Raw genomic sequence first — 21,990 nt, forward strand, 5'->3', positions numbered from 1 at the left:
GCAAACCATGCTCGAACTGATCCTCGGCGGCGCCCGCTCCGGCAAGAGCCGCCTGGCCGAGAAGCTGGCCGTGCAGAGCGGCCTGGCCGTGACCTATATCGCTACCAGCCAGGCGCTGGACGGCGAGATGAGCGCGCGCATCCAGCACCACCGTCAGCGCCGTCCGGCCGACTGGGGCCTGGTGGAGGAGCCTCTCGAACTGGCCCGCGCCCTGCGCGACAATGCCGCCCCCGAGCGCTGCCTGCTGGTCGACTGCCTGACCCTGTGGCTGACCAACCTGCTGATGCTGGAGGACGAGACCCGCCTGGCCATGCAGCGCGATGCCTTCCTCGAGGCGCTGGGCGAACTGCCCGGGCGTATCATCCTGGTCAGCAACGAGACCGGCCTGGGCGTGGTGCCGCTGGGCGAGCTGACCCGCCGCTATGTCGACGAGGCCGGCTGGCTGCACCAGGCCGTGGCCGAGCGCGCCGCGCGCGTGCAATTCTGCGTCGCCGGCCTGCCCATGCTGCTCAAAGGAGAGACGCTATGACCGCTTCACCCTGGTGGCAGCAGCCTTGCCGCCAGCCCGACGCCGCCGCCGAGGCCGCCGCCCTGGCGCGCCAGGCGCAACTGACCAAACCGACCGGCGCCCTCGGCGCGCTGGAGGCGCTGGCCGTGCGCCTGGCCGCGCTGCAGGGGCATGAGAAGCCTGCCGTCCGCAGCCCGCAGCTGGTGTTGTTCGCCGGCGACCACGGGGTGGTCGCCGAGGGCGTGTCGGCTTACCCGCAGGCGGTGACCGCGCAGATGCTCGGCAACTTCGTCGCCGGCGGCGCCGCCGTCAGCGTGCTGGCTCGCGAGCAGGGCGTGCCGCTGCGGCTGGTCGACCTGGGTACGGTGAATCTCGATCTGGAACTGCCCGGCGTACGCCACCTGCGCCTCGGCGCCGGCACCGCCAATTTCGCCGTCGAGCCGGCGATGACGGCCGAGCAGTGCGCCGCCGCGCTGCAGGCCGGGCGTGATGCGGTGCAGGAGGCGCTGGCCTCAGGCTGCGACCTGCTGCTGGCCGGCGAGATGGGCATCGGCAATACCAGCGCCGCCACGGCCCTGGCCTGCGCCCTGAGTGATCTCACGCCGGGTCATTTGACCGGCCCCGGCACCGGGCTGAACGGCGCCGGCGTCAGCCACAAACAGGCGGTGATCGAGCGCGCCCTGGTCCTGCATGGCGCGGCGCTTGCCGATCCCTTTGAGGCGCTGCGCCGGGTCGGCGGCTTCGAGCTGGCGGCACTCGCCGGTGCCTATCTGGCCTGTGCCCAGGCCGGCATTCCGGCCGTGGTCGACGGCTTTATCTGCAGCGCGGCGGCCCTGTGCGCCGTGCGCCTGAATCCTGGCGTGCAGCCCTGGCTGCTGTTCGCCCATGCCGGCGCCGAGCCGGGCCACGCAGCACTGCTGGCCGAGCTCGATGCCGCACCACTGCTCGACCTGGGCCTGCGCCTGGGCGAGGGCAGCGGTGCCGCGCTGGCGCTGCCCCTGATCAAACTGGCCTGCGCGCTGCACGGCGGCATGGCTACCTTTTCTGAAGCTCTGGTTGAGGACAAACAATGACCCTTTCCCTGGATATGTTGCGCCACGGCGTGACCGACGCCGGCCCCGGCTTTCGCGGCAGCAGCGACGATGCGCTGACCGAGCAGGGCCGCCAGCAGATGCAGCTGGCCCTGGCCGGCAAGAGTGGCTGGGACCTGGTGATCAGCTCGCCGCTGCAGCGTTGCGAGTCGTTCGCCCGTGCCTTTGCCGAAGCCAACGGCCTGCCGCTGCGCATCGAGGCCGATCTGCGCGAACTGCACTTCGGTGAGTGGGAAGGACGCAACTCGGCGGAGATCCTGCTGGAAGACCCGCAGGCCCTCGGCGAGTTCTGGAACGATCCCTACCGCTTCACTCCGCCCGGCGCCGAGCCGGTCAGGGACTTCGCCCAGCGCGTGTTGGCCGCCGTCGAGCGCCTGCAGACCGAGCTGGATGGCCAGCGCGTGCTGCTGATCACCCACGGCGGCGTGATGCGCCTGCTGCTGGCCCGCGCGCGCAACCTGCCGGAGAACCAGCTGCTGCAGGTGGAAGTGGGCTATGGCGTGTTGCACGGCCTGAGTGTCGAGCCGGGCCTGCAGCTGGCCGAAATCTGAAGCGGGCCGAAGCCTGATGCTGCCGCCGCCGCTGCTGATCGCCCTGCAGTTCCTCACGCGTCTGCCGGTGAGTCTGCCCGGCATGCCTGAGCCTGCGCAGATCGGCCGCTCGTTGCTCTGGTATCCGCTGGTGGGGCTGCTGATTGGCGGCTTGCTGCTGGCGCTGCACGGGCTGCTCGGCGATACGCCGGCGCTGCTCCAGGCGGCCATTCTGCTGGCCGTCTGGGTCGGGCTGTCCGGTGGCCTGCATCTGGATGGCCTGGCCGACACCGCCGATGCCTGGGTGGGCGGCTACGGTGATCGCGAGCGCACGCTGGCGATCATGAAGGACCCGCGCAGCGGCCCCATCGCGGTGGTCGTGTTGCTGCTGGTGCTGCTGCTCAAGTTCGCCGCGGTGGTCGTGTTGCTCGAGCGGCAAGCCTGGGCCGGGCTGCTGTTGGCGCCTTGGCTGGGGCGTGCGCTGTTGCCGCTGCTGTTTCTGACCACCGCCTATGTGCGATCCGGCGGCCTGGGCGCGGCGCTGGCCGAGCATCTGCCGCGCGAGCGCCTGCCGCTGCTGCTGGCATTGCACGGCCTGGCCATGCTGCTGCTCGGCTTTTCTGCCGTGCTGGCGTTACTGGCTGCCGCCCTGGTGTTCTGGCTGCTGCGCCGCGCCTTCATCGCCCGCCTCGGCGGCACCACCGGCGACACCGCTGGCGCCCTGCTGGAACTGAGCGAGTGCGCAGTGCTGGTGGCATTGGCGCTGTGGGCGTGATCGAACGTCTCGCCCGGCCGCGTCCAGAGCCCGGCGGTGCACCGCCTCCGGCGAGTGACGCCCACAAAGCGCTCGTAGGGCGGTCTCGGAGCGCAGCGACAGCCCGCCAAGCGCGGCCCGGGATACACCGCGTCGCCTGCAGGGCGCACTGCCTCCGGCGAGTGACGCCCTACGAAAGCCGTAGGGCGGTCTCGGAGCGAAGCGACAGCCCGCCAAGCGCGGCCCGGGCTACACCGCGTCGCCTGCATGGCGCACTGCCTCCGGCGAGTGACGCCCTACGAAAGCCCCGTAGGGCGGCCTCGGAGCGAAGCGACAGCCCGCCAGACGTGGCCCGGGATACACCGCGCCGCCTGCAATGGCGCACCGCCTTCGGCGAGTGACGCCCTACAAAAGCCGTAGGGCGGTCTCGGAGCCAAGCGACAGCCCGCCCAGCGCGGCCCGGTATCCCCCGCCTGGCATGCAGGGCGCACTGCCTCCGGCGAGTGACGCCCTACGAAAGCCGTAGGGCGGTCTCGGAGCCAAGCGACAGCCCGCCCAGCGCGGCCCGGTATCCCCCGCCTGGCATGCAGGGCGCACTGCCTCCGGCGAGTGACGCCCTACGAAAGCCGTAGGGCGGTCTCGGAGCCAAGCGACAGCCCGCCCAGCGCGGCCCGGTATACACCGCGTCGCCTGCATGGCGCACTGCCTCCGGCGAGTGACGCCCTACGAAAGCCCGTGGGCGGCCTCGGAGCGAAGCGACAGCCCGCCAAGCGCGGCCCGGGATCCACCGCGTCGCCTGCATGGCGCACTGCCTCCGGCGAGTGACGCCCTACGAAAGCCCGTGGGCGGCCTCGGAGCGAAGCGACAGCCCGCCAAGCGCGGCCCGCGATACACCGCGTCGCCTGCATGGCGCACTGCCTACGGCGAGTGACGCCCTACAAAAGCCGTAGGGCGGTCTCGGAGCGAAGCGACAGCCCGCCAGACACGGCCCGGATACACACCGCGTCGCCTGGAATGGCGCACTGCCTTCGGCGAGCGAAATCCCTAGGCCGAAGCCGGCGCGAATTGGGCCATGTCCCGGTGGGCGGCTACTTCGGCGCATGGCCGATTGATGATGGTTAACCTCCGGTGCGCACGGCGCACGTACGGTCCCGCGATCTGGGCTGTTCCGCTCGTTTAGGTCGCAACTGTAACTGCCTGCTCGCCCGAAGCGGGTATATACCTGTATCCATGTTGCCGACCCAATGCCTCTGTACCAAGTTGCGCCGCGCCAGCCGCGGGGTGACCCGCATCTACGACGAAGCCCTGGCCGATGTCGGGCTGAATGCCGCCCAGTTTTCCCTGCTGCGCTATCTGCAGCGCCTCGGTCAGCCGAGCATTTCCACCCTGGCCGAGGCCATGGGCCTGGACCGCAGCACCCTCGGGCGCAACCTGCGGGTGGTGGAGGGCATGGGGCTGGTGCAGCTGGGTAGCGGCGCCGACCAGCGCAGCCGGCAAGTGTTGCTGAGCGAGGCCGGTCGCCAGGTGCTGGAGCGGGGCGCGCCGCTGTGGGAGCGGGCGCAACAGGCGCTGGCGCTGCGCCTGGGCGCGGACAAGCGGGCCGAGCTGATGCGGTTGCTCGACGACCTGGAAACCATCGACTGAAGCGGAGACATGCAGATGAACAATCCCTGGCGTACGGCAGGCTGGCTCCTGCTGGGTGCATCGCTGATCCTCGCGCTGTCGCTGGGCATCCGCCATGGCTTCGGCCTGTTCCTCTCGCCCATGAGCGGCGAATACGGCTGGGGGCGTGAGGTGTTCGCCTTCGCCATCGCCCTGCAGAACCTGATCTGGGGCCTGGCCCAGCCCATCACCGGCGCGGTGGCCGACCGCTTCGGCGCCCGTCGGGTCATCATCGCCGGCGGGTTGATGTACGCGGCCGGTCTGGCGCTGATGGCCAGCGCCGACTCGGCCTGGTCCCTGTCGCTGAGCGCCGGTCTGCTGATTGGCATCGGTCTGTCCGGCACCTCGTTCTCGGTGCTGCTCGGCGTGGTCGGCCGGGCACTGCCGGCGGAGAAGCGCAGCATCGGCATGGGTATCGCGGCTGCTGCCGGCTCCTTCGGGCAGTTCGCCATGCTGCCCGGCACGCTCGGGCTGATCGGCTGGCTGGGCTGGTCGTCGGCCTTGATTACGCTGGGCCTGCTGGTGGCCCTGATCGCGCCACTGGCGTGGATGGTGCGCGACATTCCGCAACCGGCGCCGGCCGGCAGCGAGCAGAGCCTGGGCGAGGCCCTGCGCGAGGCCTGCGCCCATCGCGGTTTCTGGCTGCTGGCGCTGGGCTTCTTCGTCTGCGGCTTCCAGGTGGTGTTCATCGGCGTGCATTTGCCGTCGTATCTGGTCGACCAGCACCTGCCGGCCTCGGTGGGCACCACGGTGCTGGCGCTGGTGGGGCTGTTCAACGTCTTCGGCACCTATATCGCCGGCTGGCTCGGCGGACGCATGTCCAAGCCGCGCCTGCTCACCGGCCTGTATCTGGCGCGCACGGTGGTGATCGTCGCGTTCGTCTACTCGCCGCTGACCGAGTGGAGCGCCTACGCCTTCGGCATGGCCATGGGGCTGCTGTGGCTGTCCACCGTGCCTTTGACCAATGGCACGGTGGCCACCCTGTTCGGCGTGCGCAACCTGTCGATGCTCGGCGGCATCGTCTTCCTGTTCCACCAGATCGGCTCATTCCTCGGCGGCTGGCTGGGCGGCTATCTGTACGACCATACCGGCAGCTACGAGGTGGTCTGGCAGTTGTCGATCCTCTTCGGCCTGCTGGCGGCGGCGATCAACTGGCCGGTGCGCGAACAGCCGGTGGCCCGCCTGCGGGCGGCGGAGGCGGTATGAGTCGCGGCCTCGGCTCGGGCCTGGCGGCGCTGCTGGTCGCCGGCTTGCTGGCGCTGGCCTGGTGGGGCTGGAGCCGCGGCGGGCTGACCCTGCTGCAGCTCAACATGAGCCTGTGCTGAGCGTTGCCGAGGCGGGCGAGGGCGAGTAGCGTGGCGGCATGACCCACTCGGAGCCCGCCCGCCATGTTGCCGCGCATCGCCAGCCTGACCCTGCTTTCCCTGTTCTGCGCCCCGCTCTGGGCCGCCGATTGCCCGCCGCTGCTGAAGGGCCAGGGCGAGCTGCAGCAGCTGCGTTCCAAGGAGCGCATCGACCTGTGCCAGCGCTTCGCCGGCAAGCCGCTGCTGGTGGTGAACACCGCCAGCCGCTGCGGCTTCACCCCGCAGTTCAAGGGGCTGGAGACGGTGTACCAGCGCTACAAGGGCCAGGGGCTCGAGGTACTCGGCGTGCCTTCCGACGACTTCAAGCAGGAGGCCGACGACTCCCAGGAGACCGCCAAGGTCTGCTTCATCGACTACGGCGTGACCTTTGTCATGAGCGAGCCGCAGGCGGTCAGCGGCGACGACGCGGTGCCGCTGTTCCGCGAGCTGGCCGAGCAGAGCAGCGCGCCGCGCTGGAATTTCTACAAGTATGTGGTGGGCCGCGACGGCAAGGTGATCGCCAGCTTTTCCAGCCTGACCAAGCCGGACGACGAGGACTTGCTGGCGGCCATCGAGAAAGCGCTGGCCCAGTGAGCGAGCGCGAAGCGGGGCGCGCGGCGCATCCTACGAAAGCCGCGAGCGCGCCGTGCGCAGCGGGCATAAAAAAGCCGGGCGAATGCCCGGCTTTTTCGTGCCGCCCGATCCGTCAGAAGCGGTAGGTGGCCTGCAGGCCCAGGCCGTGGGCGCTGTTGTTGTACTCGGCGCTGAAGCCCGGGGCGATATCGCGGCCGGCCAGCTCGCGGCCCGACTGGTTCACCTTGGCGGCGTTCTCGCGCAGGTAGGTGTAGGCCACGTCGATGGTCATGTCCGGGTTCGGCGACCAGCCTGCACCCATGGAGAACACCTTGCGGTTGCCCACCGGGATGCGCACGGAGCGGTGCTCGTTGTCGGCCGGCGACGGGTCGAGCGCCAGGCCGGTACGCAGCACCCACTGCGGGTTGAGCTGGTACGAGGCGCCGATGGCGTAGGACCAGGTGTCATGCCACTTCAGCTCTTCGCTGACTTCGGCGATCGGGCTGAGGCCGAGGACGCTCGGAGTGCCTTCGTTCTCGACCACGATCTCGTCCAGGCGGCTCCAGCGGGTGAAGGTGGCGCCGGCGTAGAGGGTCCACTTGTCGTCGAAGGCGTAGGTCACCGAGGTGTCCACGGTTTCCGGCGTGGTGAAGTCCAGCGTGGCGTCGTAGTCGCCGTTGAAGCCGCTGAAGATCGGGCCGGTGCCGCCGCTGATGCGGGTGCGGCCTTCCAGGGTGTAGTCGACCTTGGAGTGGTAGGTCAGGCCCCAGGTGAGCTGGTCGGTGACGTCGACCATCACGCCGGCGTTGAAGCCGTAGCCGACGTCGTCGCCCTTGATGCCGACCTTGGTCTCGCCGGTGCCGAAGGCGGCGCTGTTGTCCAGCTTGTTGGTCAGCTTGCCCTTGATCTTGTTGATGGTCGGACCGAAGCCGACGGATACGCGATCGCTGATCTCGTAGCTGATGGTCGGCTGCAGGGTGACGACTTCCACCTTGCTGTACTGGCCCTTGAAGCGGCCACCGAAGCTCTTCTCGTAATCGCTGATCAGCGCGTACGGCACGTACAGGCCCAGGCCCCAGCTCCACTGCTCGTCGATCGGGCTGGCGTAGTAGGCGAAGGGTACCGGGGTGAGCGGCACCATGTCGCCCTTGGCGGTTTCGCTGCTGGCGTCATCCAGGTCGACCTTGGCGTCGACCAGGCCGAAGCCGCCGACCACTTCGGGGCGCTCGAGCTTGGTCAGGCCGGCCGGGTTGCCGAACAGGACGGTGGCGTCGTTGGCGGTGGAGGCGCGGCCGGCAAAGGAAGTGCCCATGCCGCTGACGCTCTGTTCGTTGATGGCAATTCCGTTGCCCAGGCTGTGAGTGGAAACCGCACCGACGGCCAGTGCGAGAGAAGTCTTCAACCAGAGTTTTTTCATTAGGATGCTCACGAACGGTAAAACGAGGGCGGCAAGCTACGCGCTTTGTTCCAGCTTGCCAACCGCTCTGGAACGGGCTTTTTGTGAAGTTTCGTTAAGCGCGGTGCGTTCTCGAGCTGACCTGATGGTCAAGGAAAAGTTCGTAAGATTTCTTGCTCGTCAGGCCGCGTGCGAGTGCTCCAGAACGAGCTGCTGCCAGGCCTGCAGGAAGTCGCTGGCGCGGCCTCGAGGGTGGAATACCCGACGCCAGACGCGGGCCAGCCCGTGCAGGTCGTTCGCCGCCGGCAGTGCGGGGCGCTCGCTCTCCACCAGCAGCCAGGCAATGGCCGTGGCGTAACGCAGGTTGACGGTCAGTTCCAGGTGCGGCGCGGCGAGGAAGGCATGCTGGCTGGCGAGGCCGCGGACGAGGCTGGCGAGATCCGGGTCGAACGCCAGGTGGCGATCCCAGAGTTGCTGGTGGCGCGGTTCGCTGATGCGGTAGAGGCCATGCCCCTGTGGATCGCCGAGCGCGCTGCCGAGGGCGGACTGGCAGGCGGCGGTGCCCAGCAACAGGGCTTCGGCGGTGGGTGAGTGGCGCCCCAAATAGAGGAGGGTAGGGCGGATGACATGTTGGCACAGCTCGCTGGCGGCAATTCCCATGGGGCCCTCGCGAAAGGTGCCGGCGGGGTCAGGTGCCTGGCAGCTGTTCTTGGTTCTAATAAAGACCCCGCCGGGAGCGGGGTTAGCCGCTCGATTTGAAGTGTAGTGCGATAAATCGAGCGTAAAGGGCTGTTTTTAAAATGTTTAAGGATTGGGGAAGCGGCTGATATACCGGCTAGTGCTTAAGCGTGTGCCTTAACGCAAAAAGGGAGCCGTCGCCGGCTCCCTTTTCCTATCTACTTCTTATTACAGGTGCTCGACCAGGAGCTTGGTGAAGGTCACCGCGCCCGCCTCGGTGTTGTCACCGCTGTTGTCCTGCACATAGTTGCCAGCCTTGAAGTACATGGTCTGCTTGGCCCAGCTGGGGTCGAGCTTGGCGCTCCACTTCACGGTCTCGGTGGTCGGCATCTTCGCGTACACCGCCAGCGTACCGCCCTTGGTCAGGGTGATGGTGTACGAGAAGCTCGCGTTCAGCGGCACGTTGCGCATCACAATCGCCTTGCTGGTGCTGATGCCCGGCTTGAGGCGATAGATCGCGGTCAGGCTGCCGGTCTTGGCCGACGCGCTGTACTCGTACTGCAGCTTGATGGGCGGATCGGTGCCTTCGACGTTGTGGATCTGGCCGATGACGATCTTGCCGGTAGAGGGCACCTGGCTGACGCTCAGCGTGGCGCGCAGGTTGTTGTAGCTGGCTGCCTGGTACTTCCAGTTGCGCAGCTTGCCGTCCGGGTAGGTCTCGCGCAGCTCGCTGCGCGGGTACTTGGCATTCTTGGTGGAGGTGCCATCCACCGGCGCCCAGAAGAACAGGGTGCCGTTGATGTTCTTGAAGTAATCGTCCTGATAGCCGTTGGCCAGCAGCGGGGTGCTGATGGTGGTAGCCGGTTCGCCAACGGGGATGGTGAGGTTCCAGGTGTTGAGGTCGATCATGTTGCGTAACTGCTCCGGAAGAAATGCCATACAACTCATTCGGAGGCGCAGGTCGTTCCCGACGTAATGACTGCCTAGCCGCCCTGCTAGTTACTCGCACACAGAATGAAGCTTTTGCTGGCCCGGCCAGGGATTTGGCTGGGCACGGGGCGCTTTATACGGAGCTGTTCGGGCTTTGATAATTACCGTTCGTCGCTATATTGACGTCTGAAAATTGGCGGTAATTTGACGGGCTTTCTGAAATTTCTATTGTGTTGATCCGCAAGGGTTTTAGCGGTAGCGAAACGCCCAGCGAAACGGGGTGTAAACGAGCAAGCGAAGCGCCGATGGCGACGAACGGAAAGCGCCGGGCTAGAGCGGTTTGTGAAGCGATTCTCAACACGCGGGACAGTGAGTTATGGGGTGATGTGATGGTCGTCACGCTAGGTTGCGAACTGGGGTCCGTTTTGCCTGTCTAGCGATAGCTGCTCATCGGCCGTTGGCCGGATGACGGTGCCGGAAGCCGAGCTTTCTCCGACTGGGAATCTCAACGCCTCTGGAGAATCGTCATGCCCAGCCGCTCTTGCCTGTCCTCTCTTGTTCTTGCTACCGCCTTTGCGCCGTTGGCCGAAGCTGCCACGTTGATCGTGAGCAATACCCAGGATTTATTCCGCCCGGCTTGTACCAGCGATTGTTCGCTACGCGAGGCCATCTACCAGGCCAACAACAACCCCGGCCCCGACCGCATCGAGCTGCGCCCCGGCACCTATGTGCTGAGCCTGTCGGACCCGATATGGAATGCCGACGAGGAGCCTGACCCGGACGAGGACGTCAGCGCACGCGGCGACCTGGATATCGGCGGCGAGCTGACCATCGTCGGCGCCGGCTACGACACCACCAGCATCCAGGGCGTGTCCGACCGACTGATCGAGATACTCCCCGGCGCCTCGGTCAAACTGCGTTACCTGAGCCTGCGCGACGGCCGTGCCGACACCTACGGCGGCGCTATCCGCAACGATGGTGAGGCGGTCATCGCCTACGTCGGCTTCTACGACAATCGCGCCACGCCGGGCATCCAGGGAAAGGGCGGGGCGATTGCCAACTTCGGCGACCTGGGCGTCAGCTTCAGCCTGTTCCGCGACAACAACTCGAACGGCGACGAGGGCTTCACCGGCCAGGGCGGGGCGATCTACAACCTGGGCACGCTGCTGGTGCGCGATACCCACTTCGAGAACAACAGCGTCACCGACAACGACGTCGATTACGCCCACGGCGGCGCCATCTACAACGAGGGGTACGCCGACGTGTCGCGCTCGTCATTCTTCGGCAATCGCGCGGGCGAGTACGAAGGTGGCGGTGGCGGTGCGGCGATAGTCAACAACGAGCGTGGCGTGTTCGTGCTGGTCAACAGCACCCTGGCGGGGAACATCGGTACGGAGGTGAACGGTGTGGTCGCCAACGGGCTTTCCAGCTATCTCCCCAGCGGTACGGAAGCCTCGATGCAGCTGGTCAACGTCACCCTGGTCGCCAACCAGGGTCTGGGCCTGAGCAACCTGGGCAGCATGAAAGTGCGCAACAGCATCGTCGCCGGCAACGCCTACGAGGCGCAGCCGGCCAACTGCGGCGACCAGGGCGGCTATTTCCTCGGTCGCGGATTCATGCTGGGCGCGGGAGGCGGCAGCTGCGCCCACGACCTGACATTGGACGACGCCCAACTGTTCACCCAGGCCATGGACCCGCAAGTGCGCTCCACCGGGTTGGGCGTGGAGAACGGCACCCAGTACTACGTGTTGATCCAGGGCAGCCCGGCGCTGGATGCCGGCAGAGGCTCCTGCACCTCATACGACCAGCGCAGGATGCAGAGGCCGCGCCCCGGCGACCGGTTGGCCTCCGCGGAATGCGACCTGGGCGCCTTCGAGCGCCGCCTGCCCTGGGTGGAGTGAGGCTCAGGGCATCAGCATCAGGCGCTTGCTGCCGTAGACCCGGTCGATGTTGCGGCTCTGGAACGGGAAGCTCATGTAGCCGCCCTTGAGCCAGGCGTCGATGCCATCGGCGTAGTGCGGGCTGGCCGGGTTGCCGGACTGGCCCGAGCTGTTGACGCCGATCATCGGCTCTTGCAGGCCGAAGTCGACGACGATGCGCATAGCCGGGATCAGCCACACATTGAAGTCCTTGCCCCATTCGTAGGCGGCCACGTTGAGGGTGCCGTGGTCGCCGCCGGCCGGGTAGGGGCCGCGGTCCAGGTAGCCGCTTATGGCTTCTATGCCGCTGCGCTGACTGGCGCTCAGGTAGGGCGCCATCTTGGTGGCCTCGCTGGTCCAGCGGTACTGGTGCAGCTTGCCCCACTGCCAGGCGCTGCGATTGGTGCCGAGCTTACCTTCCAGGTAGGTGACGGCGCCGGCCAGGCTGCGCGCCATGATCGCCGGCTTGTCTTCCTTCTGCGCGGTCTTCACGTCGTCCCAGAACGGGCTGTCGTCGCGGCCGAGCAGGTGGTCGGCCTGTGCCGAGTAGCTGTTGTTGGCGGTGTCCACCAGCGCCTGCCAGGCCGGCGAAGTTTCCGGGCCCAGCTCGTCGAGGAAGGTCTGCCGCGCGCTCTCGTGCAGGAAGGCGCTGTACAGCGCGGCGGCGGCAGAGGTGGCGGCCATGCGCCCGTCGAAGGCCATCAGGCGCTTGTGCGCTTCCTCGGCCTTGGCGCGCTCGGCGCGGGGCAGCGCGGCGATGGCCTTGTTCAGTGGCTCGGTCATGCCCGGTGCGTCGAACATCGCCTGCAGCTTGCCGGCGAAGGGCGTGGTCTGGTCGTACTGCATGGCGATCATGCTTTTCTGATCGTGGCGTCCGGAACCGGCGAGTTGCGCGATGCGCTCGGCACGCTCGGGGTAGAACCAGGAGTTGGACAGCTGCATGCCATAGCCGCGCGGCACCGTGCGGTGATTGGCGGTGCCGAGCCAGCCCTGCGCCGGGTCCTGGTCGTAGGGGTGCAGCATGGGGTCGGCGTAGCCGTCCCAGTCGTAGGCGCCGTCCCAGCCCGGCGAAGGCACCAGGCCGGTGCCCTGCCTGCGGTTGGGGTAGCGGCCGGTGATCTGCCAGCCAACGTGCTGGGCATCGGCGAACACGATGTTGAGCGCCATGGCGCGCACTTCGCGGGTGGCCTCGAAGGCCTGCTCCACCGACTGCGCGCGGGACAGGTCGAAGAAGGCGTCGATCGAGCGATCCGTCTCGCCCTGGATGCTGCGCAGAGCCAGGCCGTAGCCGCTGGCGAAGGGCAGCGGCTGCATGGGCGACTTGCGCTCGCCCAGCGCCGAGTTGAGCAGCGGGCCGTGGCGGGTTTCCCAGATGGTCTCGCGGATCGGCCGCTGGCCGCGGATGAAGAAGGTTTCCTGGCGCTCGCGGGCCGGCTGCCACCTGCCGTCGGCCATGTAATAGAGGCGGCCGCCCTCACGCTTGACCTTCTCCAGGAACAGGTCCTGGTTGTCGCCCATGACCATGGTCATGCCCCACGCCAGCTTGCCATTGAAGCCGGCGACCACGGCCGGCACCCCGGCGATGGACACGCCGGCGGCCTGGAATTTGGGCGAACGGATCTGCACGAAGTTCCAGATCGACGGCATCGACAGTGGCAGGTGGGTGTCGTTGGCCAGCAGGCTCTTGCCGCTGCGGCTGTTCTGCGGGGCGATGGCCCAGTTGTTGGAGGCGGCGACGCCGAGCATGTTCAGCGCGGCGACCTGGCCGGCGGCGTCGTTGACCGCGGCCAGGCCCGGAATCTTGCCGGCCAGGCTCAGGCCGTGCAGCTTCTCGGCTTCCTCGAACGGCAGCGGCTCGTCCGGGTAGCTCGGCAGCAGCCAGGCCAGTTTGTCGGTGCCGACCTTGTCGCTGAGGGTGAGGGCGGCGATCTCTTCCTGCAGATTGACCGACAGGCCGAAGTTGAGCAGGCAGAACAGCAGCACCGAGTCTTCCGGCTTCCAGTAGGCCGGGCGGTAACCGCTCTCGGCCAGGTCCATCGGCAGCTTGTTCTGGTAGCGGAACAGGTAGGCGTTGACGCCGCGGGAATAAACCTCGAAGAACTTCTTGATGCGCGGCGAGGCGTTCTTGTACAGCGCCTCGGCGCTGGCGCGCAGGTTGACGGTGCGCATGAAACGGTCGATTTCCAGCACGCCGGGGCCGTTCATCTCGGCCAGGCGGCCCTCGGCCAGCAGGCGCATGCCAACCATCTGGCTGAGGCGGTCGGCGGCGTGCACGTAGCCCAGGGTGAACAGGGCGTCATGGAAGGTGGTGGTCTCGATCAGCGGCATGCCCAGCGCGTTGCGCCGCACCACCACGCTCTGCGCCAGGCCCTGAACGCGGACGATGCCCTGGTTCGGGTGCACGCTGTCGGCGTAGCGGCCATTCAGAAAGGACTGGCAGCCGCCGAGGAACAGCGTGCTGCACAGGACGGCGGCAGCGGCGACGAACAGCGGACGGGGAAGCAGACGCGAACCCATGACTGGCTCCTGGCGCAGGGAGACGGATGATGGGTGCGGATTGTAGAGGGCGAATGCGCCGGGGAGTAGGGGCGCGGCAGGGCATAGGACCCTGCCGGCGAGGAGCTCAGATCAGACGCCGTGGCACTTCTTGAACTTCTTTTCGCTACCGCAGGGGCAGGGATCGTTGCGGCCGACTTCCTTCAGCGGGTTGCGCACCGGTTCCTGGTGGTGATGGTTGCAGTGCGGGCCGTGCACGTGACCGTCATCGTGGTGATGATCGTGGTCGTGGTTGCAGTCGGGGCCATGTACGTGGGGTTGCTGAGTCATGAAGCTCACTCCGGGATGTAATCGCCGGGGATTATCTCGCCATCGCGGCGCATATGCACGTCGCGGCCGAAGAACAGTCCGGTCTTCACCTCGCCGCTCAGGCTGTAGCGAATCGGCTGGTCGGGGTCCTCGAGTGCCTTGACGATCTGCTTCACGTGGCGCCAGAGGTTGGTCCGCACCGGCACCTCGAATTCGCTGCGGCCGTGGCTCGGCACGCTGAACCATTCGCTGGACTCGCCCTCGGCGAGCTGGATGCCATTGAGGTGCACGTCGTAGACCAGGCCGCGGACCGGCAGGTCGACGTCGTTGGGGTTGTCGATGCGAAAGCGCAGGGAAAATCGCTGCTCCAGCAGTCTGGCCTTGATCACATCGACCTTGACGAGGCGGACTTCCGGGTCCTGGAAATCACCGCTGAACCAGCCGGCGCATCCCGAGAGGCCTGCGTGCAGGCCGATGATTATCGCCAGGCCGATGGTGCGTGCTCGTGCCTGTAAAAACATTGCGTGGCTCCAATGGACGACCCAGTGTAACAAGCGGCTGCTTGGCGGCCACCTGCTGTCCGTAGAAAAAAACTGCGCCATACTGGAGGCCGAATTGGACAGGAGTGTGACCATGAGCCTCTACGAGATCGCCTTTGCCGGGCAGGTGGTGCCGGGCGCGCCGCTGGAGCAGGTGCAGGCGAACCTGGCGCGGCTGTTCCAGGCCGATGCCCAGCGCATCGCCCTGCTGTTTTCCGGGCGGCGCATCGTGATCAAGAGCGGCCTGGATGCCGCTGGCGCCGAGAAGTACCGTGCGACCATGGAGCGCGCCGGCGCCGTGGCCATCGTCCAGGCGCTGGAGGTCGAAGAGGTCGAGATGGCGCCGCCGCCTGCTCCGGAGCCCGTGGCGACACCGATGGCATCCCCGGCTGCGGCGCCGATGCAGCACGGTTCCGCCCGGGTGATCCCGCGTGATGAATACATGGCGGCGTTCAGTGATGTGCAGGCGCCCGACTTCGGCATCGCCCCGGTCGGGGCCGATCTGCAGGACGCCAAGGTCGAGGCTCAGGCGCCGCAGGTCGACCTCTCGCAATTCAGCCTGGCGCCGGTCGGTAGCGACATGGGCCAGGCCAAGGGCGCGCCGGTCGCACCGCCGCCGGACACCTCGCACCTCAAGCTGCAGGAATGAGTACAGGGCCCGCGATTGCGGGCCTTGTAGCATCTGGCATCAGCTCTTGCTGGTAGCGCACTTGGCCTCGGCCTGTGGCGGCGTCAGGTTGCGCACCGAGGTGTAGAACAACTCGCAGGTCTGCACCTTGTCGGTCACCTGCCATTTCTGCGTGCAGGCATTCAGCGTCTGCTGCGGGTCGGCGGCCGGGTTCTGGCCCATGCCGGCCTGCCAGCAGGCGGCACTGATGTCCTGTCCCATCACCTTGAGCCCGGCGGCGTCGGCCTTGGCCTGATCGCCACCGTAGTTTTCCGGATCGGCCGCGTACCAGATGTAGCTCGGGTGATTGGCGCCGAGCACCGGGACTTTTTGCCCGGGCGCCGGACTGATTTCGTCCAGACCCAGCACGCCGATATTCGCCCCGTATTGCTTGTTGACCCAGGTGCGAACCGGGCCCCCGAAGGCGACCATGGGCAGCGTCGCGCCGTCGCCCGCGGTGAGTTCGGCGACCATGGTCTTTTGGTAGTCGGTGAAATAGTCGTAGACGCCCTCCAGGTCGCTGCCGGCGCTGGCCGGGGCGGCGATCGGGGCGATGTCGATGATGGTCTGGTAGGCCGGCGTCTGCGCCGCCGCCACGCCGTTTTCGGTGAGCAGCCCGGCCCAGCGATCGGTGGTCTTGGACTCCAGGTAGTCCTGCGCCTGGGTCAGCGAATAGTCCGGCGGGAAATGCAGCAGTTCGACGCTCTTGCGGTTCTCCAGCGCCATGCCCAGGGGCAGGAAGAAGTACCAGCTGTATTGCCACTTGCCGTCGCCGTTGAGCTTGCTGGCGCCGGTGTAGGCCAGGTCGCCGGCGTTCAGCAGGTCGGTCAGCGGCTTGCCGTAGTTGGCCGGCACACCGCCGAAGCGGGCGCTCAGGCCGTCGCTATCGCGGCTGACCTCGACCGTGGCTCCGCTGAGGCCGTCGCGCTCCAGGCTCTGCTTCAGGTAATGCTCGACGGTCTGCTCCAGCGTCCAGTCCCGGTAGCAGATCACGCTGCAGTTGTTGGGATAGGCGAACAGGCGGGTGACCCGCTCGCTGCTGCCCAGGTCGACCTTTACATCATCCGCATGGGCAGACATGGCGCCCGCGAACAGCAAGACGGCCAGGGCGGCCGCCGTTCCACTGTGCTTGTGCATCTACTTCTCCTTGTTGGCCCGGTCCCCGCCGGGTTCTGCCAACAACTGAAGCAGAGTTTTAGGGGCTCAGGTAGCCGCTGCAGCACTTCTTGAATTTCTGCGCGCTGCCGCAGGGGCAAGGGTCGTTGCGCCCGGCCTTGATGGGTGCGGTGGGATCGAGGAAGTACCAGCGGCCGTCGCGCTGGACGAAGGCCGAGCGTTCGCGGTGAGCGTGCTCGCCAGCGTCATCATGCCAGCGCGCGATGAAGGTGACGAAGGCGTGCTCCGGCTGGGCGCCGATCAGCTCGCTCGACTCAACGTCGAGCCCGAGCCAGGTGCTGCCCAGGCTCCAGGCGCGGATGCCGTCCCTGTCGAGTGCCGACTGCTGGGCGGGCAGGGTGGTCGCCACCAGGTAATCGACCAGGCCGAGCACGTAGGCGCTGTAGCGCGAGCGCATCAGATGCTCGGCGCAGGGCGCCGCGGCGCCCTGGTGATACGGGCCGCAGCAGACGTTCAGCTCGTCGCCGCTGCCGCAGGGACAGGCCGGATTCATAGGGTCACCACCAGTACTTTCCGAAGTTCTCGGGATTGGCCCAAAACTTCGCGTTGAGCCAATCCGGAACCTGTTTGTAGTCGCGTAGATCGTATGTGAACAGTGTGAGCGTCTGACCTTCGCGTCCGAAGCTCTCGCTGGCCTGCAGTGCCAGGGCGAAGAAGTCGGTTTCCTGCCAATCGCAGGCGGCCAGATCGACCAGTACAGCAAGTCGGCTCGCGTTGAGGTTGCGGATACCACCCAGCAGCTCCAGGGCGACTCGCTTGGGCAGGTGTTCCAGGCAGTCCACCACCAGTGCGAGATCGTAGCGCTGGGCCGCCAGCTCAGCCGGTAAAGGACCGGCAGGAGCCTGCGCCAGCAGCGTGTCGGGATGGGCCTCGCGGAAGGCAGCCAGCGCCGGTAACTGGCTGGCACCGACCAGCAGCAAACGCTGCGGGGCATGATGATCGAGCAGGGCGGCCAGGGCCTGCTGCGGTGTACGAGAGGAGAGAACTTGGGTCATTTCGCGAAGCTTCCGGGGGTGAATGCCAAGACTATCGCGCTGTGCGCCGTTGGCCTATGGACCGTGGTATGGAAAGTGCCTATAACTGGCGGATAGTAAGGAAGCCATCTTTACTTCTTTGCTGTCGGTTTCACGCCGATTCCCTACAGGAGACCTAAGAAGATGAGTATCACAAGGAAAGCTGTACCCCTGATCCTGGCAAGCGGCCTGCTGACCGGCTGTGCCGGCATCCAGAAAACCGACTGGCCGACTTGCGCCGCCGTGGGCGGTGTGACCGGCGCCGCGCTGGGTGCGATCGAAAGCACCGAGTGGGCCGGTGGCGGTGCCCTGGTGGGCGCCGGCATGGCCGCTGCCTATTGCTGGGTTCACGGTGCCGAAGAGCAGGTGGCTGTGGTCGAGGAGACCGTGGTCGTCGAGGAAACCGCACCGACCCCCGAAGCGGCCGAGCCGGTACGCGTCGAGTTGGACGTCAAGTTCGACTTCGACAAGTCTGTGGTCAAGGAAGAGAGCCAAGGCGATATCAAGGCCCTGGCCGACTTCATGAGCCAGTACCCGCAAACCACCACCGTGGTTGAAGGTCACACCGACGCCGTCGGCACCGATGCCTACAACCAGGGTCTGTCCGAGCGCCGTGCCAACGCGGTTCGCGACGTACTGGTCAACCAGTATGGCGTGGGCGCCGATCGGGTGAACTCGGTGGGTTATGGCGAGAGCCGTCCGGTGGCTGACAACGCTACCGACGAAGGCCGCGCCATCAACCGTCGCGTTGAAGCCGAAGTCGAGGCTCGCCCCTAAGCGCCTCATCCCAGCGAGCGGTCGCCGCATGGCGCGGCCGCGCCGCTGAGGCCGGCTTGTACACTTCGAGTGGCGGGTCTTTACTGCAGTGTTACCGGTAATCGAACCGGTGACACTGGAGATCCCGCCATGAGAAGCATCCCAAGGGTAGTTCTACCCCTTCTCCTGGTCAGCAGTGTTCTCTCTGGTTGCGTCACGACTTCCAGTACGGGAGATGCGCCGCTCAACCAAGGGAACTGGCCCATTTGCACGGCGATTGGTGGCCTGACCGGAGGAGGTCTCGGCGCAATCGAAAGTTCTACCTGGGCAGCTGGAGGTGCGGTGGCCGGTGCGGTCATCGGAACTCTGATCTGTTATGCCCAGGATGGAGATCAGGACGACGACGGCGTGTTCGACCGCCGCGACCGCTGCCCCGATACTCCGCCCGACACGCCGGTACGCCACAACGGTTGCCCGTTGCCGACCTACCCGGACACCGCTCCCGATACCCCCGCCGAACCCGTGGTCGACGCCGGAGAACCGGTACACGTCGAGCTGGACGTCAAGTTCGACTTCGACAAGTCCGTGGTCAAGGAAGAAAGCCAGGCTGACATCAAGGCCCTGGCCGACTTCATGAGCCAGTACCCGCAGACCACCACCACCGTCGAGGGCCATACCGACTCGATGGGTACCGACGCCTATAACCAGAGCCTGTCCGAACGGCGCGCCAATGCCGTGCGCGACGAACTGGTCAATCGCTATGGTTTGGCGAGCGACAGGGTGTCTTCGGTGGGGCATGGCGAGTCGCGACCGGTGGCCGACAACGGCACCGAAGAGGGGCGAGCCATCAACCGCCGGGTCGAGGCGGAAGTCGAGGCGCGGCCCTAGCAAAACGCTTGCTGTGATCACTCCCGCGTCACCTGTCGGTGGCGCGGGAGTCGATTCAGAAGCCCGGGCGCGCGGCGGCGATCGCCACCAGCGCCAATCCCACCAGCAGATTGCTGCCGACCAAGCGGCGGATGCGTCCCAGGGCTTCGCCACCGGCGGGCCAGTCCTGCGTCTCCACGGCGCGCCGCAGTTGCGGCAACTGCAGCAGGCGTACCCGCAGGAACAGCGCCAGCATCACCAGATACAGCCCCATCATCACCTGCACGTAGCGCGGCGCGGTCTCGAAGCCGGTGAAGCGCATGTGCAGCATGCCCATGCCGGTTACCGGCAGTGCGAGCACGGCGATCCACACCCAGAGAAAGAAGCGGTGAAACACCTCCAGCCACAAGGGCAGGCGTTCGGGCGCCTGCAATTTGGCCACCGCGGCCGGGCGCAGGATCATCCAGGCGAAGAACATGCCGCCGACCCAGACCAGGGCGGCCAGCACATGCACGGCGTAGAGGGCAGAGAAGACGGTCATCGGCAGACTCCGGTTAACGATGGCGCGCGAGCATAACCTATCGGTAAACTACTGAAAATTTATCCAGCCTTTTCCCGCGCCCATGCTCAGCTCCGAACTCAAGTCCCAGATCCAGGGCGCCTACAGTCGCTTCCTCGAAGCCAAGGGGCTCAAGGCCCGCTATGGCCAGCGTTTGATGATCGCCGAAGTGGCCAAGGTGCTGGGGACGATCAAGCACAACGACGAAGGTCAGCGTGATGGCGAACCCGCTGTGGTCGCGGTGGAGGCGGGTACCGGTACCGGCAAGACGGTTGCCTATAGCCTGGCTGCCATCCCTACCGCCAAGGCCGCTGGCAAGCGCCTGGTGATCGCCACCGCCACCGTGGCGCTGCAGGAGCAGATCGTGCACAAGGACCTGCCGGACCTGATGCGCAACGCCGGCCTGCAGTTCACCTTCGCCCTGGCCAAGGGCCGCGGCCGCTACCTGTGCCTGTCCAAGCTGGACATGCTGCTGCAGGAAGGCCAGGCGCAGAGCGCCACGGCGCAGATGTTCGAGGAAGAAGGCTTTCGCATCGACGTCGACGAGCAGAGCCAGAAGCTTTACAGCAAGATGATCGAGAAGCTCGCCGGCAACCGCTGGGACGGCGACCGCGACAGCTGGCCCGAAGAGCTGGAAGACCAGGTCTGGGGCACCCTGACCACCGACCACAGCCAGTGCACCAGCCGCCACTGCCCGAATTTCCAGCAGTGTGCTTTCTATAAGGCGCGCGAAGGCATGACCAAGGTCGACGTAATCGTCACCAACCACGACATGGTCCTGGCCGACCTGGCCCTGGGCGGCGGCGCCGTGCTGCCGGACCCGCGCGAGACGCTGTACGTGTTCGACGAAGGCCACCACCTGCCGGACAAGGCCATCGGCCACTTCGCCCACTTCACACGCCTGCGCAGCACCGCCGACTGGCTCGGCCAGGTGGAGAAGAACCTGACCAAGCTGCTGGCCCAGCATCCGCTGCCCGGCGATCTCGGTCGGCTGATCGAGCAGGTGCCCGAGCAGGCCCGCGAGCTGCGCACCCAGCAACAGTTCATGTTCAGCGCCTGCGAGCAGCTGGCGGATTTTCGTGCCGGCGAGGACATGGAAGGCCGCGAGCGCCCGCGTCACCGCTTCGAGGGCGGCCTGGTACCCGAGCACCTGCGCGAGTTGGGTATCGAGCTGAAGAAGGGCTTCGCCAAGCTCACCGATGTGTTCACTCGCCTCACCGAACTGCTCAAACAGGCGATGGACGACGAGGGCACCAGCCTCGGCATCGCCAGTCACCAGGCCGAGGAGTGGTATCCGCTATTCGGCAGCCTGCTGGCTCGCGCCCAGGGCAATTGGGAGCTGTGGACCGCCTTTACCGTCGAGGACCCGGAAGACAGCCCGCCGATGGCGCGCTGGCTGACCCTGGCCGACAGTGGCGCGGCCTTCGATATCGAGGTCAACGCCAGCCCGATCCTCGCCGCCGAGACCCTACGTCGCAACCTGTGGAATGTCGCCTACGGCGCCCTGGTGACCTCGGCCACCCTGACCGCGCTCGGCACCTTCGACCGCTTTCGCATGCGTTCCGGCCTGCCCCGGGCGGCGGTCACCGCCGTGGTGCCCAGCCCGTTTCACCATGCCGACGCCGGGCTGCTGCGGGTGCCGGACCTTAAGGCCGACCCGCGTGACGCTGCCGCTCACACCGCCGCCATCGTCCGCGACCTGCCCGAGCTGGTGAAGGGCGCCCGCGGCACCCTCGTGCTGTATTCCTCGCGCAAGCAGATGCAGGACGTGTTCGACGGCCTCGACCGCGACTGGCGCAAGCGCGTGCTGATTCAGGGCAACCTGTCCAAGCAGGAAACCCTGAACAAGCACAAGGCGCGGGTCGACGATGGCGAAGAGAGCGTGCTGTTCGGCCTGGCCAGCTTCGCCGAGGGCGTCGACCTACCCGGTGCCTATTGCGAGCACGTGGTGATCGCCAAGATCCCCTTCGCCGTGCCGGACGACCCGGTCGAGGCGGCCCTGGCCGAGTGGATCGAGGCGCGCGGCGGCAATCCGTTCATGGAGATCGCCGTGCCCGACGCCTCCCTGCGCCTGATCCAGGCCTGCGGTCGCCTGCTGCGTACCGAGGCCGACCGGGGCACCATCACCCTGCTGGATCGCCGCGTGGTGACCCAGCGCTACGGCAAGGCCATCCTCAACGCCTTGCCGCCATTCCGCCGCGAGATCGCGTGATCCTTTCACCTG

At 66.8% G+C, this 21,990-nt stretch carries 22 protein-coding genes and 1 pseudogene; 13 read left to right on the plus strand and 10 right to left on the minus strand.

Going from position 1 to position 21,990, the window contains the following annotated elements; genetic code table 11:
• Nucleotides 1-7 precede the first annotated feature (7 nt).
• The 8 genes from cobU to NF616_RS14360 all read left to right on the plus strand — a co-directional run bounded on the left by cobU (nucleotide 8) and on the right by NF616_RS14360 (nucleotide 6,482).
• Nucleotides 8-529, plus strand: a complete 522-nt coding sequence (gene cobU / locus NF616_RS14330; protein WP_252273970.1) for a bifunctional adenosylcobinamide kinase/adenosylcobinamide-phosphate guanylyltransferase — start codon at nucleotides 8-10, stop codon at nucleotides 527-529.
• Nucleotides 526-1,581 (plus strand): nicotinate-nucleotide--dimethylbenzimidazole phosphoribosyltransferase, encoded by a 1,056-nt coding sequence (gene cobT / locus NF616_RS14335; RefSeq protein ID WP_252273971.1) that lies wholly within the window; start codon nucleotides 526-528, stop codon nucleotides 1,579-1,581. The genes cobU and cobT overlap by 4 nt, the downstream gene beginning before the upstream one ends.
• The gene (gene cobC, locus NF616_RS14340) at nucleotides 1,578-2,150 is read left to right on the plus strand and encodes an alpha-ribazole phosphatase family protein (protein WP_252273972.1); all 573 of its coding nucleotides are present in this window, start codon (nucleotides 1,578-1,580) and stop codon (nucleotides 2,148-2,150) included. Before cobT ends, cobC begins: the two co-directional genes overlap by 4 nt.
• A 16-nt stretch (nucleotides 2,151-2,166) precedes the next feature.
• Nucleotides 2,167-2,904 carry an adenosylcobinamide-GDP ribazoletransferase gene (locus NF616_RS14345; protein ID WP_252273973.1) on the plus strand — a complete coding sequence of 246 codons (738 nt, stop codon included), beginning with the start codon at nucleotides 2,167-2,169 and terminating at the stop codon, nucleotides 2,902-2,904.
• 1,209 nt (nucleotides 2,905-4,113) lie between these two features.
• Nucleotides 4,114-4,527, plus strand: coding sequence for a MarR family winged helix-turn-helix transcriptional regulator (locus tag NF616_RS14350; protein WP_252273974.1), 414 nt, complete (start codon nucleotides 4,114-4,116; stop codon nucleotides 4,525-4,527).
• A 15-nt stretch (nucleotides 4,528-4,542) separates the two neighbouring features.
• Nucleotides 4,543-5,751, plus strand: a complete 1,209-nt coding sequence (locus tag NF616_RS14355; RefSeq protein WP_252273975.1) for an MFS transporter — start codon at nucleotides 4,543-4,545, stop codon at nucleotides 5,749-5,751.
• A complete protein-coding gene (locus NF616_RS21240) occupies nucleotides 5,748-5,870 on the plus strand; it encodes a hypothetical protein (protein WP_286675060.1) in 123 nt (40 codons plus the stop codon). Before NF616_RS14355 ends, NF616_RS21240 begins: the two co-directional genes overlap by 4 nt.
• A gap of 63 nt (nucleotides 5,871-5,933) precedes the next feature.
• On the plus strand, nucleotides 5,934-6,482 hold the full coding sequence (locus NF616_RS14360; protein ID WP_252273976.1) for a glutathione peroxidase: 549 nt from the start codon (nucleotides 5,934-5,936) through the stop codon (nucleotides 6,480-6,482).
• 112 nt (nucleotides 6,483-6,594) lie between these two features.
• On the opposite strand, the gene NF616_RS14365 is transcribed toward NF616_RS14360, so the two are convergent.
• From NF616_RS14365 to NF616_RS14375, 3 genes are all read right to left on the minus strand, one after another.
• Nucleotides 6,595-7,878, minus strand: coding sequence for an OmpP1/FadL family transporter (locus NF616_RS14365; RefSeq protein WP_252273977.1), 1,284 nt, complete (start codon nucleotides 7,876-7,878; stop codon nucleotides 6,595-6,597).
• 159 nt (nucleotides 7,879-8,037) lie between these two features.
• On the minus strand, nucleotides 8,038-8,517 hold the full coding sequence (locus NF616_RS14370) for a hypothetical protein (protein ID WP_252273978.1): 480 nt from the start codon (nucleotides 8,515-8,517) through the stop codon (nucleotides 8,038-8,040).
• A gap of 246 nt (nucleotides 8,518-8,763) precedes the next feature.
• Complete coding sequence (locus NF616_RS14375) at nucleotides 8,764-9,444, minus strand: polysaccharide lyase family 7 protein (protein WP_252274161.1); 681 nt, start codon at nucleotides 9,442-9,444, stop codon at nucleotides 8,764-8,766.
• Nucleotides 9,445-9,992: 548 nt separating this feature from the next.
• On the opposite strand from NF616_RS14375, the gene NF616_RS14380 reads away from it, so the two are divergent.
• The gene (locus tag NF616_RS14380) at nucleotides 9,993-11,366 is read left to right on the plus strand and encodes a choice-of-anchor Q domain-containing protein (protein ID WP_252273979.1); all 1,374 of its coding nucleotides are present in this window, start codon (nucleotides 9,993-9,995) and stop codon (nucleotides 11,364-11,366) included.
• 3 nt (nucleotides 11,367-11,369) lie between these two features.
• On the opposite strand, the gene NF616_RS14385 is transcribed toward NF616_RS14380, so the two are convergent.
• The 3 genes from NF616_RS14385 to NF616_RS14395 all read right to left on the minus strand — a co-directional run bounded on the left by NF616_RS14385 (nucleotide 11,370) and on the right by NF616_RS14395 (nucleotide 14,710).
• Nucleotides 11,370-13,901, minus strand: coding sequence for a penicillin acylase family protein (locus NF616_RS14385; protein ID WP_252273980.1), 2,532 nt, complete (start codon nucleotides 13,899-13,901; stop codon nucleotides 11,370-11,372).
• Between the two features lie 111 nt (nucleotides 13,902-14,012).
• Nucleotides 14,013-14,210 carry an SEC-C metal-binding domain-containing protein gene (locus NF616_RS14390; RefSeq protein ID WP_252273981.1) on the minus strand — a complete coding sequence of 66 codons (198 nt, stop codon included), beginning with the start codon at nucleotides 14,208-14,210 and terminating at the stop codon, nucleotides 14,013-14,015.
• Between the two features lie 5 nt (nucleotides 14,211-14,215).
• Entirely contained in the window at nucleotides 14,216-14,710 is a 495-nt protein-coding gene (locus NF616_RS14395) for an LEA/WHy family protein (protein ID WP_252273982.1), read from the minus strand.
• A 112-nt stretch (nucleotides 14,711-14,822) separates the two neighbouring features.
• On the opposite strand from NF616_RS14395, the gene NF616_RS14400 reads away from it, so the two are divergent.
• The gene (locus NF616_RS14400) at nucleotides 14,823-15,377 is read left to right on the plus strand and encodes a hypothetical protein (RefSeq protein WP_252273983.1); all 555 of its coding nucleotides are present in this window, start codon (nucleotides 14,823-14,825) and stop codon (nucleotides 15,375-15,377) included.
• Between the two features lie 39 nt (nucleotides 15,378-15,416).
• Here the strand turns inward: NF616_RS14400 and NF616_RS14405 are convergent, their stop codons facing one another.
• The 3 genes from NF616_RS14405 to NF616_RS14415 are packed head-to-tail and all read right to left on the minus strand — an operon-like array spanning nucleotide 15,417 to nucleotide 17,566.
• Nucleotides 15,417-16,532 carry a hypothetical protein gene (locus NF616_RS14405; protein WP_252273984.1) on the minus strand — a complete coding sequence of 372 codons (1,116 nt, stop codon included), beginning with the start codon at nucleotides 16,530-16,532 and terminating at the stop codon, nucleotides 15,417-15,419.
• Nucleotides 16,533-16,590: 58 nt separating this feature from the next.
• On the minus strand, nucleotides 16,591-17,064 hold the full coding sequence (locus tag NF616_RS14410; protein ID WP_252273985.1) for a YchJ family protein: 474 nt from the start codon (nucleotides 17,062-17,064) through the stop codon (nucleotides 16,591-16,593).
• A 4-nt stretch (nucleotides 17,065-17,068) separates the two neighbouring features.
• The gene (locus NF616_RS14415) at nucleotides 17,069-17,566 is read right to left on the minus strand and encodes a DUF6231 family protein (RefSeq protein ID WP_252273986.1); all 498 of its coding nucleotides are present in this window, start codon (nucleotides 17,564-17,566) and stop codon (nucleotides 17,069-17,071) included.
• A 432-nt stretch (nucleotides 17,567-17,998) separates the two neighbouring features.
• Here NF616_RS14415 and NF616_RS14420 point away from each other — a divergent pair.
• Together NF616_RS14420 and NF616_RS14425 are read left to right on the plus strand one after the other, a co-directional pair.
• Nucleotides 17,999-18,361: pseudogene (locus NF616_RS14420) on the plus strand (OmpA family protein); the annotation flags it as partial.
• A gap of 129 nt (nucleotides 18,362-18,490) precedes the next feature.
• Nucleotides 18,491-19,228 (plus strand): PA1041 family peptidoglycan-binding anchor lipoprotein, encoded by a 738-nt coding sequence (locus NF616_RS14425; RefSeq protein WP_252273987.1) that lies wholly within the window; start codon nucleotides 18,491-18,493, stop codon nucleotides 19,226-19,228.
• A 55-nt stretch (nucleotides 19,229-19,283) separates the two neighbouring features.
• On the opposite strand, the gene NF616_RS14430 is transcribed toward NF616_RS14425, so the two are convergent.
• Nucleotides 19,284-19,748 (minus strand): CopD family protein, encoded by a 465-nt coding sequence (locus NF616_RS14430; RefSeq protein ID WP_252273988.1) that lies wholly within the window; start codon nucleotides 19,746-19,748, stop codon nucleotides 19,284-19,286.
• A gap of 82 nt (nucleotides 19,749-19,830) precedes the next feature.
• On the opposite strand from NF616_RS14430, the gene dinG reads away from it, so the two are divergent.
• A complete protein-coding gene (gene dinG, locus NF616_RS14435) occupies nucleotides 19,831-21,978 on the plus strand; it encodes an ATP-dependent DNA helicase DinG (RefSeq protein ID WP_252273989.1) in 2,148 nt (715 codons plus the stop codon).
• Nucleotides 21,979-21,990: the final 12 nt, after the last annotated feature.

Origin of the sequence: Pseudomonas subflava (assembly GCF_023823685.1) — a bacterium.
In the GTDB taxonomy this organism is placed as follows: Bacteria; Pseudomonadota; Gammaproteobacteria; order Pseudomonadales; family Pseudomonadaceae; genus Aquipseudomonas; species Aquipseudomonas subflava.

Coding starts and splice junctions, on each gene's coding strand:
- NF616_RS14400 (WP_252273983.1), top strand. CDS start 14,823: ATGAGCCTCTACGAGATCGCCTTTGCCGGGCAGGTGGTGCCGGGCGCG.
- cobT (WP_252273971.1), top strand. CDS start 526: ATGACCGCTTCACCCTGGTGGCAGCAGCCTTGCCGCCAGCCCGACGCC.
- NF616_RS14415 (WP_252273986.1), bottom strand. CDS start 17,566: ATGACCCAAGTTCTCTCCTCTCGTACACCGCAGCAGGCCCTGGCCGCC.
- dinG (WP_252273989.1), top strand. CDS start 19,831: ATGCTCAGCTCCGAACTCAAGTCCCAGATCCAGGGCGCCTACAGTCGC.
- NF616_RS14365 (WP_252273977.1), bottom strand. CDS start 7,878: ATGAAAAAACTCTGGTTGAAGACTTCTCTCGCACTGGCCGTCGGTGCG.
- cobU (WP_252273970.1), top strand. CDS start 8: ATGCTCGAACTGATCCTCGGCGGCGCCCGCTCCGGCAAGAGCCGCCTG.
- cobC (WP_252273972.1), top strand. CDS start 1,578: ATGACCCTTTCCCTGGATATGTTGCGCCACGGCGTGACCGACGCCGGC.
- NF616_RS14350 (WP_252273974.1), top strand. CDS start 4,114: ATGTTGCCGACCCAATGCCTCTGTACCAAGTTGCGCCGCGCCAGCCGC.
- NF616_RS14410 (WP_252273985.1), bottom strand. CDS start 17,064: ATGAATCCGGCCTGTCCCTGCGGCAGCGGCGACGAGCTGAACGTCTGC.
- NF616_RS14390 (WP_252273981.1), bottom strand. CDS start 14,210: ATGACTCAGCAACCCCACGTACATGGCCCCGACTGCAACCACGACCAC.
- NF616_RS14430 (WP_252273988.1), bottom strand. CDS start 19,748: ATGACCGTCTTCTCTGCCCTCTACGCCGTGCATGTGCTGGCCGCCCTG.
- NF616_RS14375 (WP_252274161.1), bottom strand. CDS start 9,444: ATGATCGACCTCAACACCTGGAACCTCACCATCCCCGTTGGCGAACCG.
- NF616_RS14395 (WP_252273982.1), bottom strand. CDS start 14,710: ATGTTTTTACAGGCACGAGCACGCACCATCGGCCTGGCGATAATCATC.
- NF616_RS14370 (WP_252273978.1), bottom strand. CDS start 8,517: ATGGGAATTGCCGCCAGCGAGCTGTGCCAACATGTCATCCGCCCTACC.
- NF616_RS21240 (WP_286675060.1), top strand. CDS start 5,748: ATGAGTCGCGGCCTCGGCTCGGGCCTGGCGGCGCTGCTGGTCGCCGGC.
- NF616_RS14425 (WP_252273987.1), top strand. CDS start 18,491: ATGAGAAGCATCCCAAGGGTAGTTCTACCCCTTCTCCTGGTCAGCAGT.
- NF616_RS14355 (WP_252273975.1), top strand. CDS start 4,543: ATGAACAATCCCTGGCGTACGGCAGGCTGGCTCCTGCTGGGTGCATCG.
- NF616_RS14385 (WP_252273980.1), bottom strand. CDS start 13,901: ATGGGTTCGCGTCTGCTTCCCCGTCCGCTGTTCGTCGCCGCTGCCGCC.
- NF616_RS14380 (WP_252273979.1), top strand. CDS start 9,993: ATGCCCAGCCGCTCTTGCCTGTCCTCTCTTGTTCTTGCTACCGCCTTT.
- NF616_RS14405 (WP_252273984.1), bottom strand. CDS start 16,532: ATGCACAAGCACAGTGGAACGGCGGCCGCCCTGGCCGTCTTGCTGTTC.
- NF616_RS14345 (WP_252273973.1), top strand. CDS start 2,167: ATGCTGCCGCCGCCGCTGCTGATCGCCCTGCAGTTCCTCACGCGTCTG.
- NF616_RS14360 (WP_252273976.1), top strand. CDS start 5,934: ATGTTGCCGCGCATCGCCAGCCTGACCCTGCTTTCCCTGTTCTGCGCC.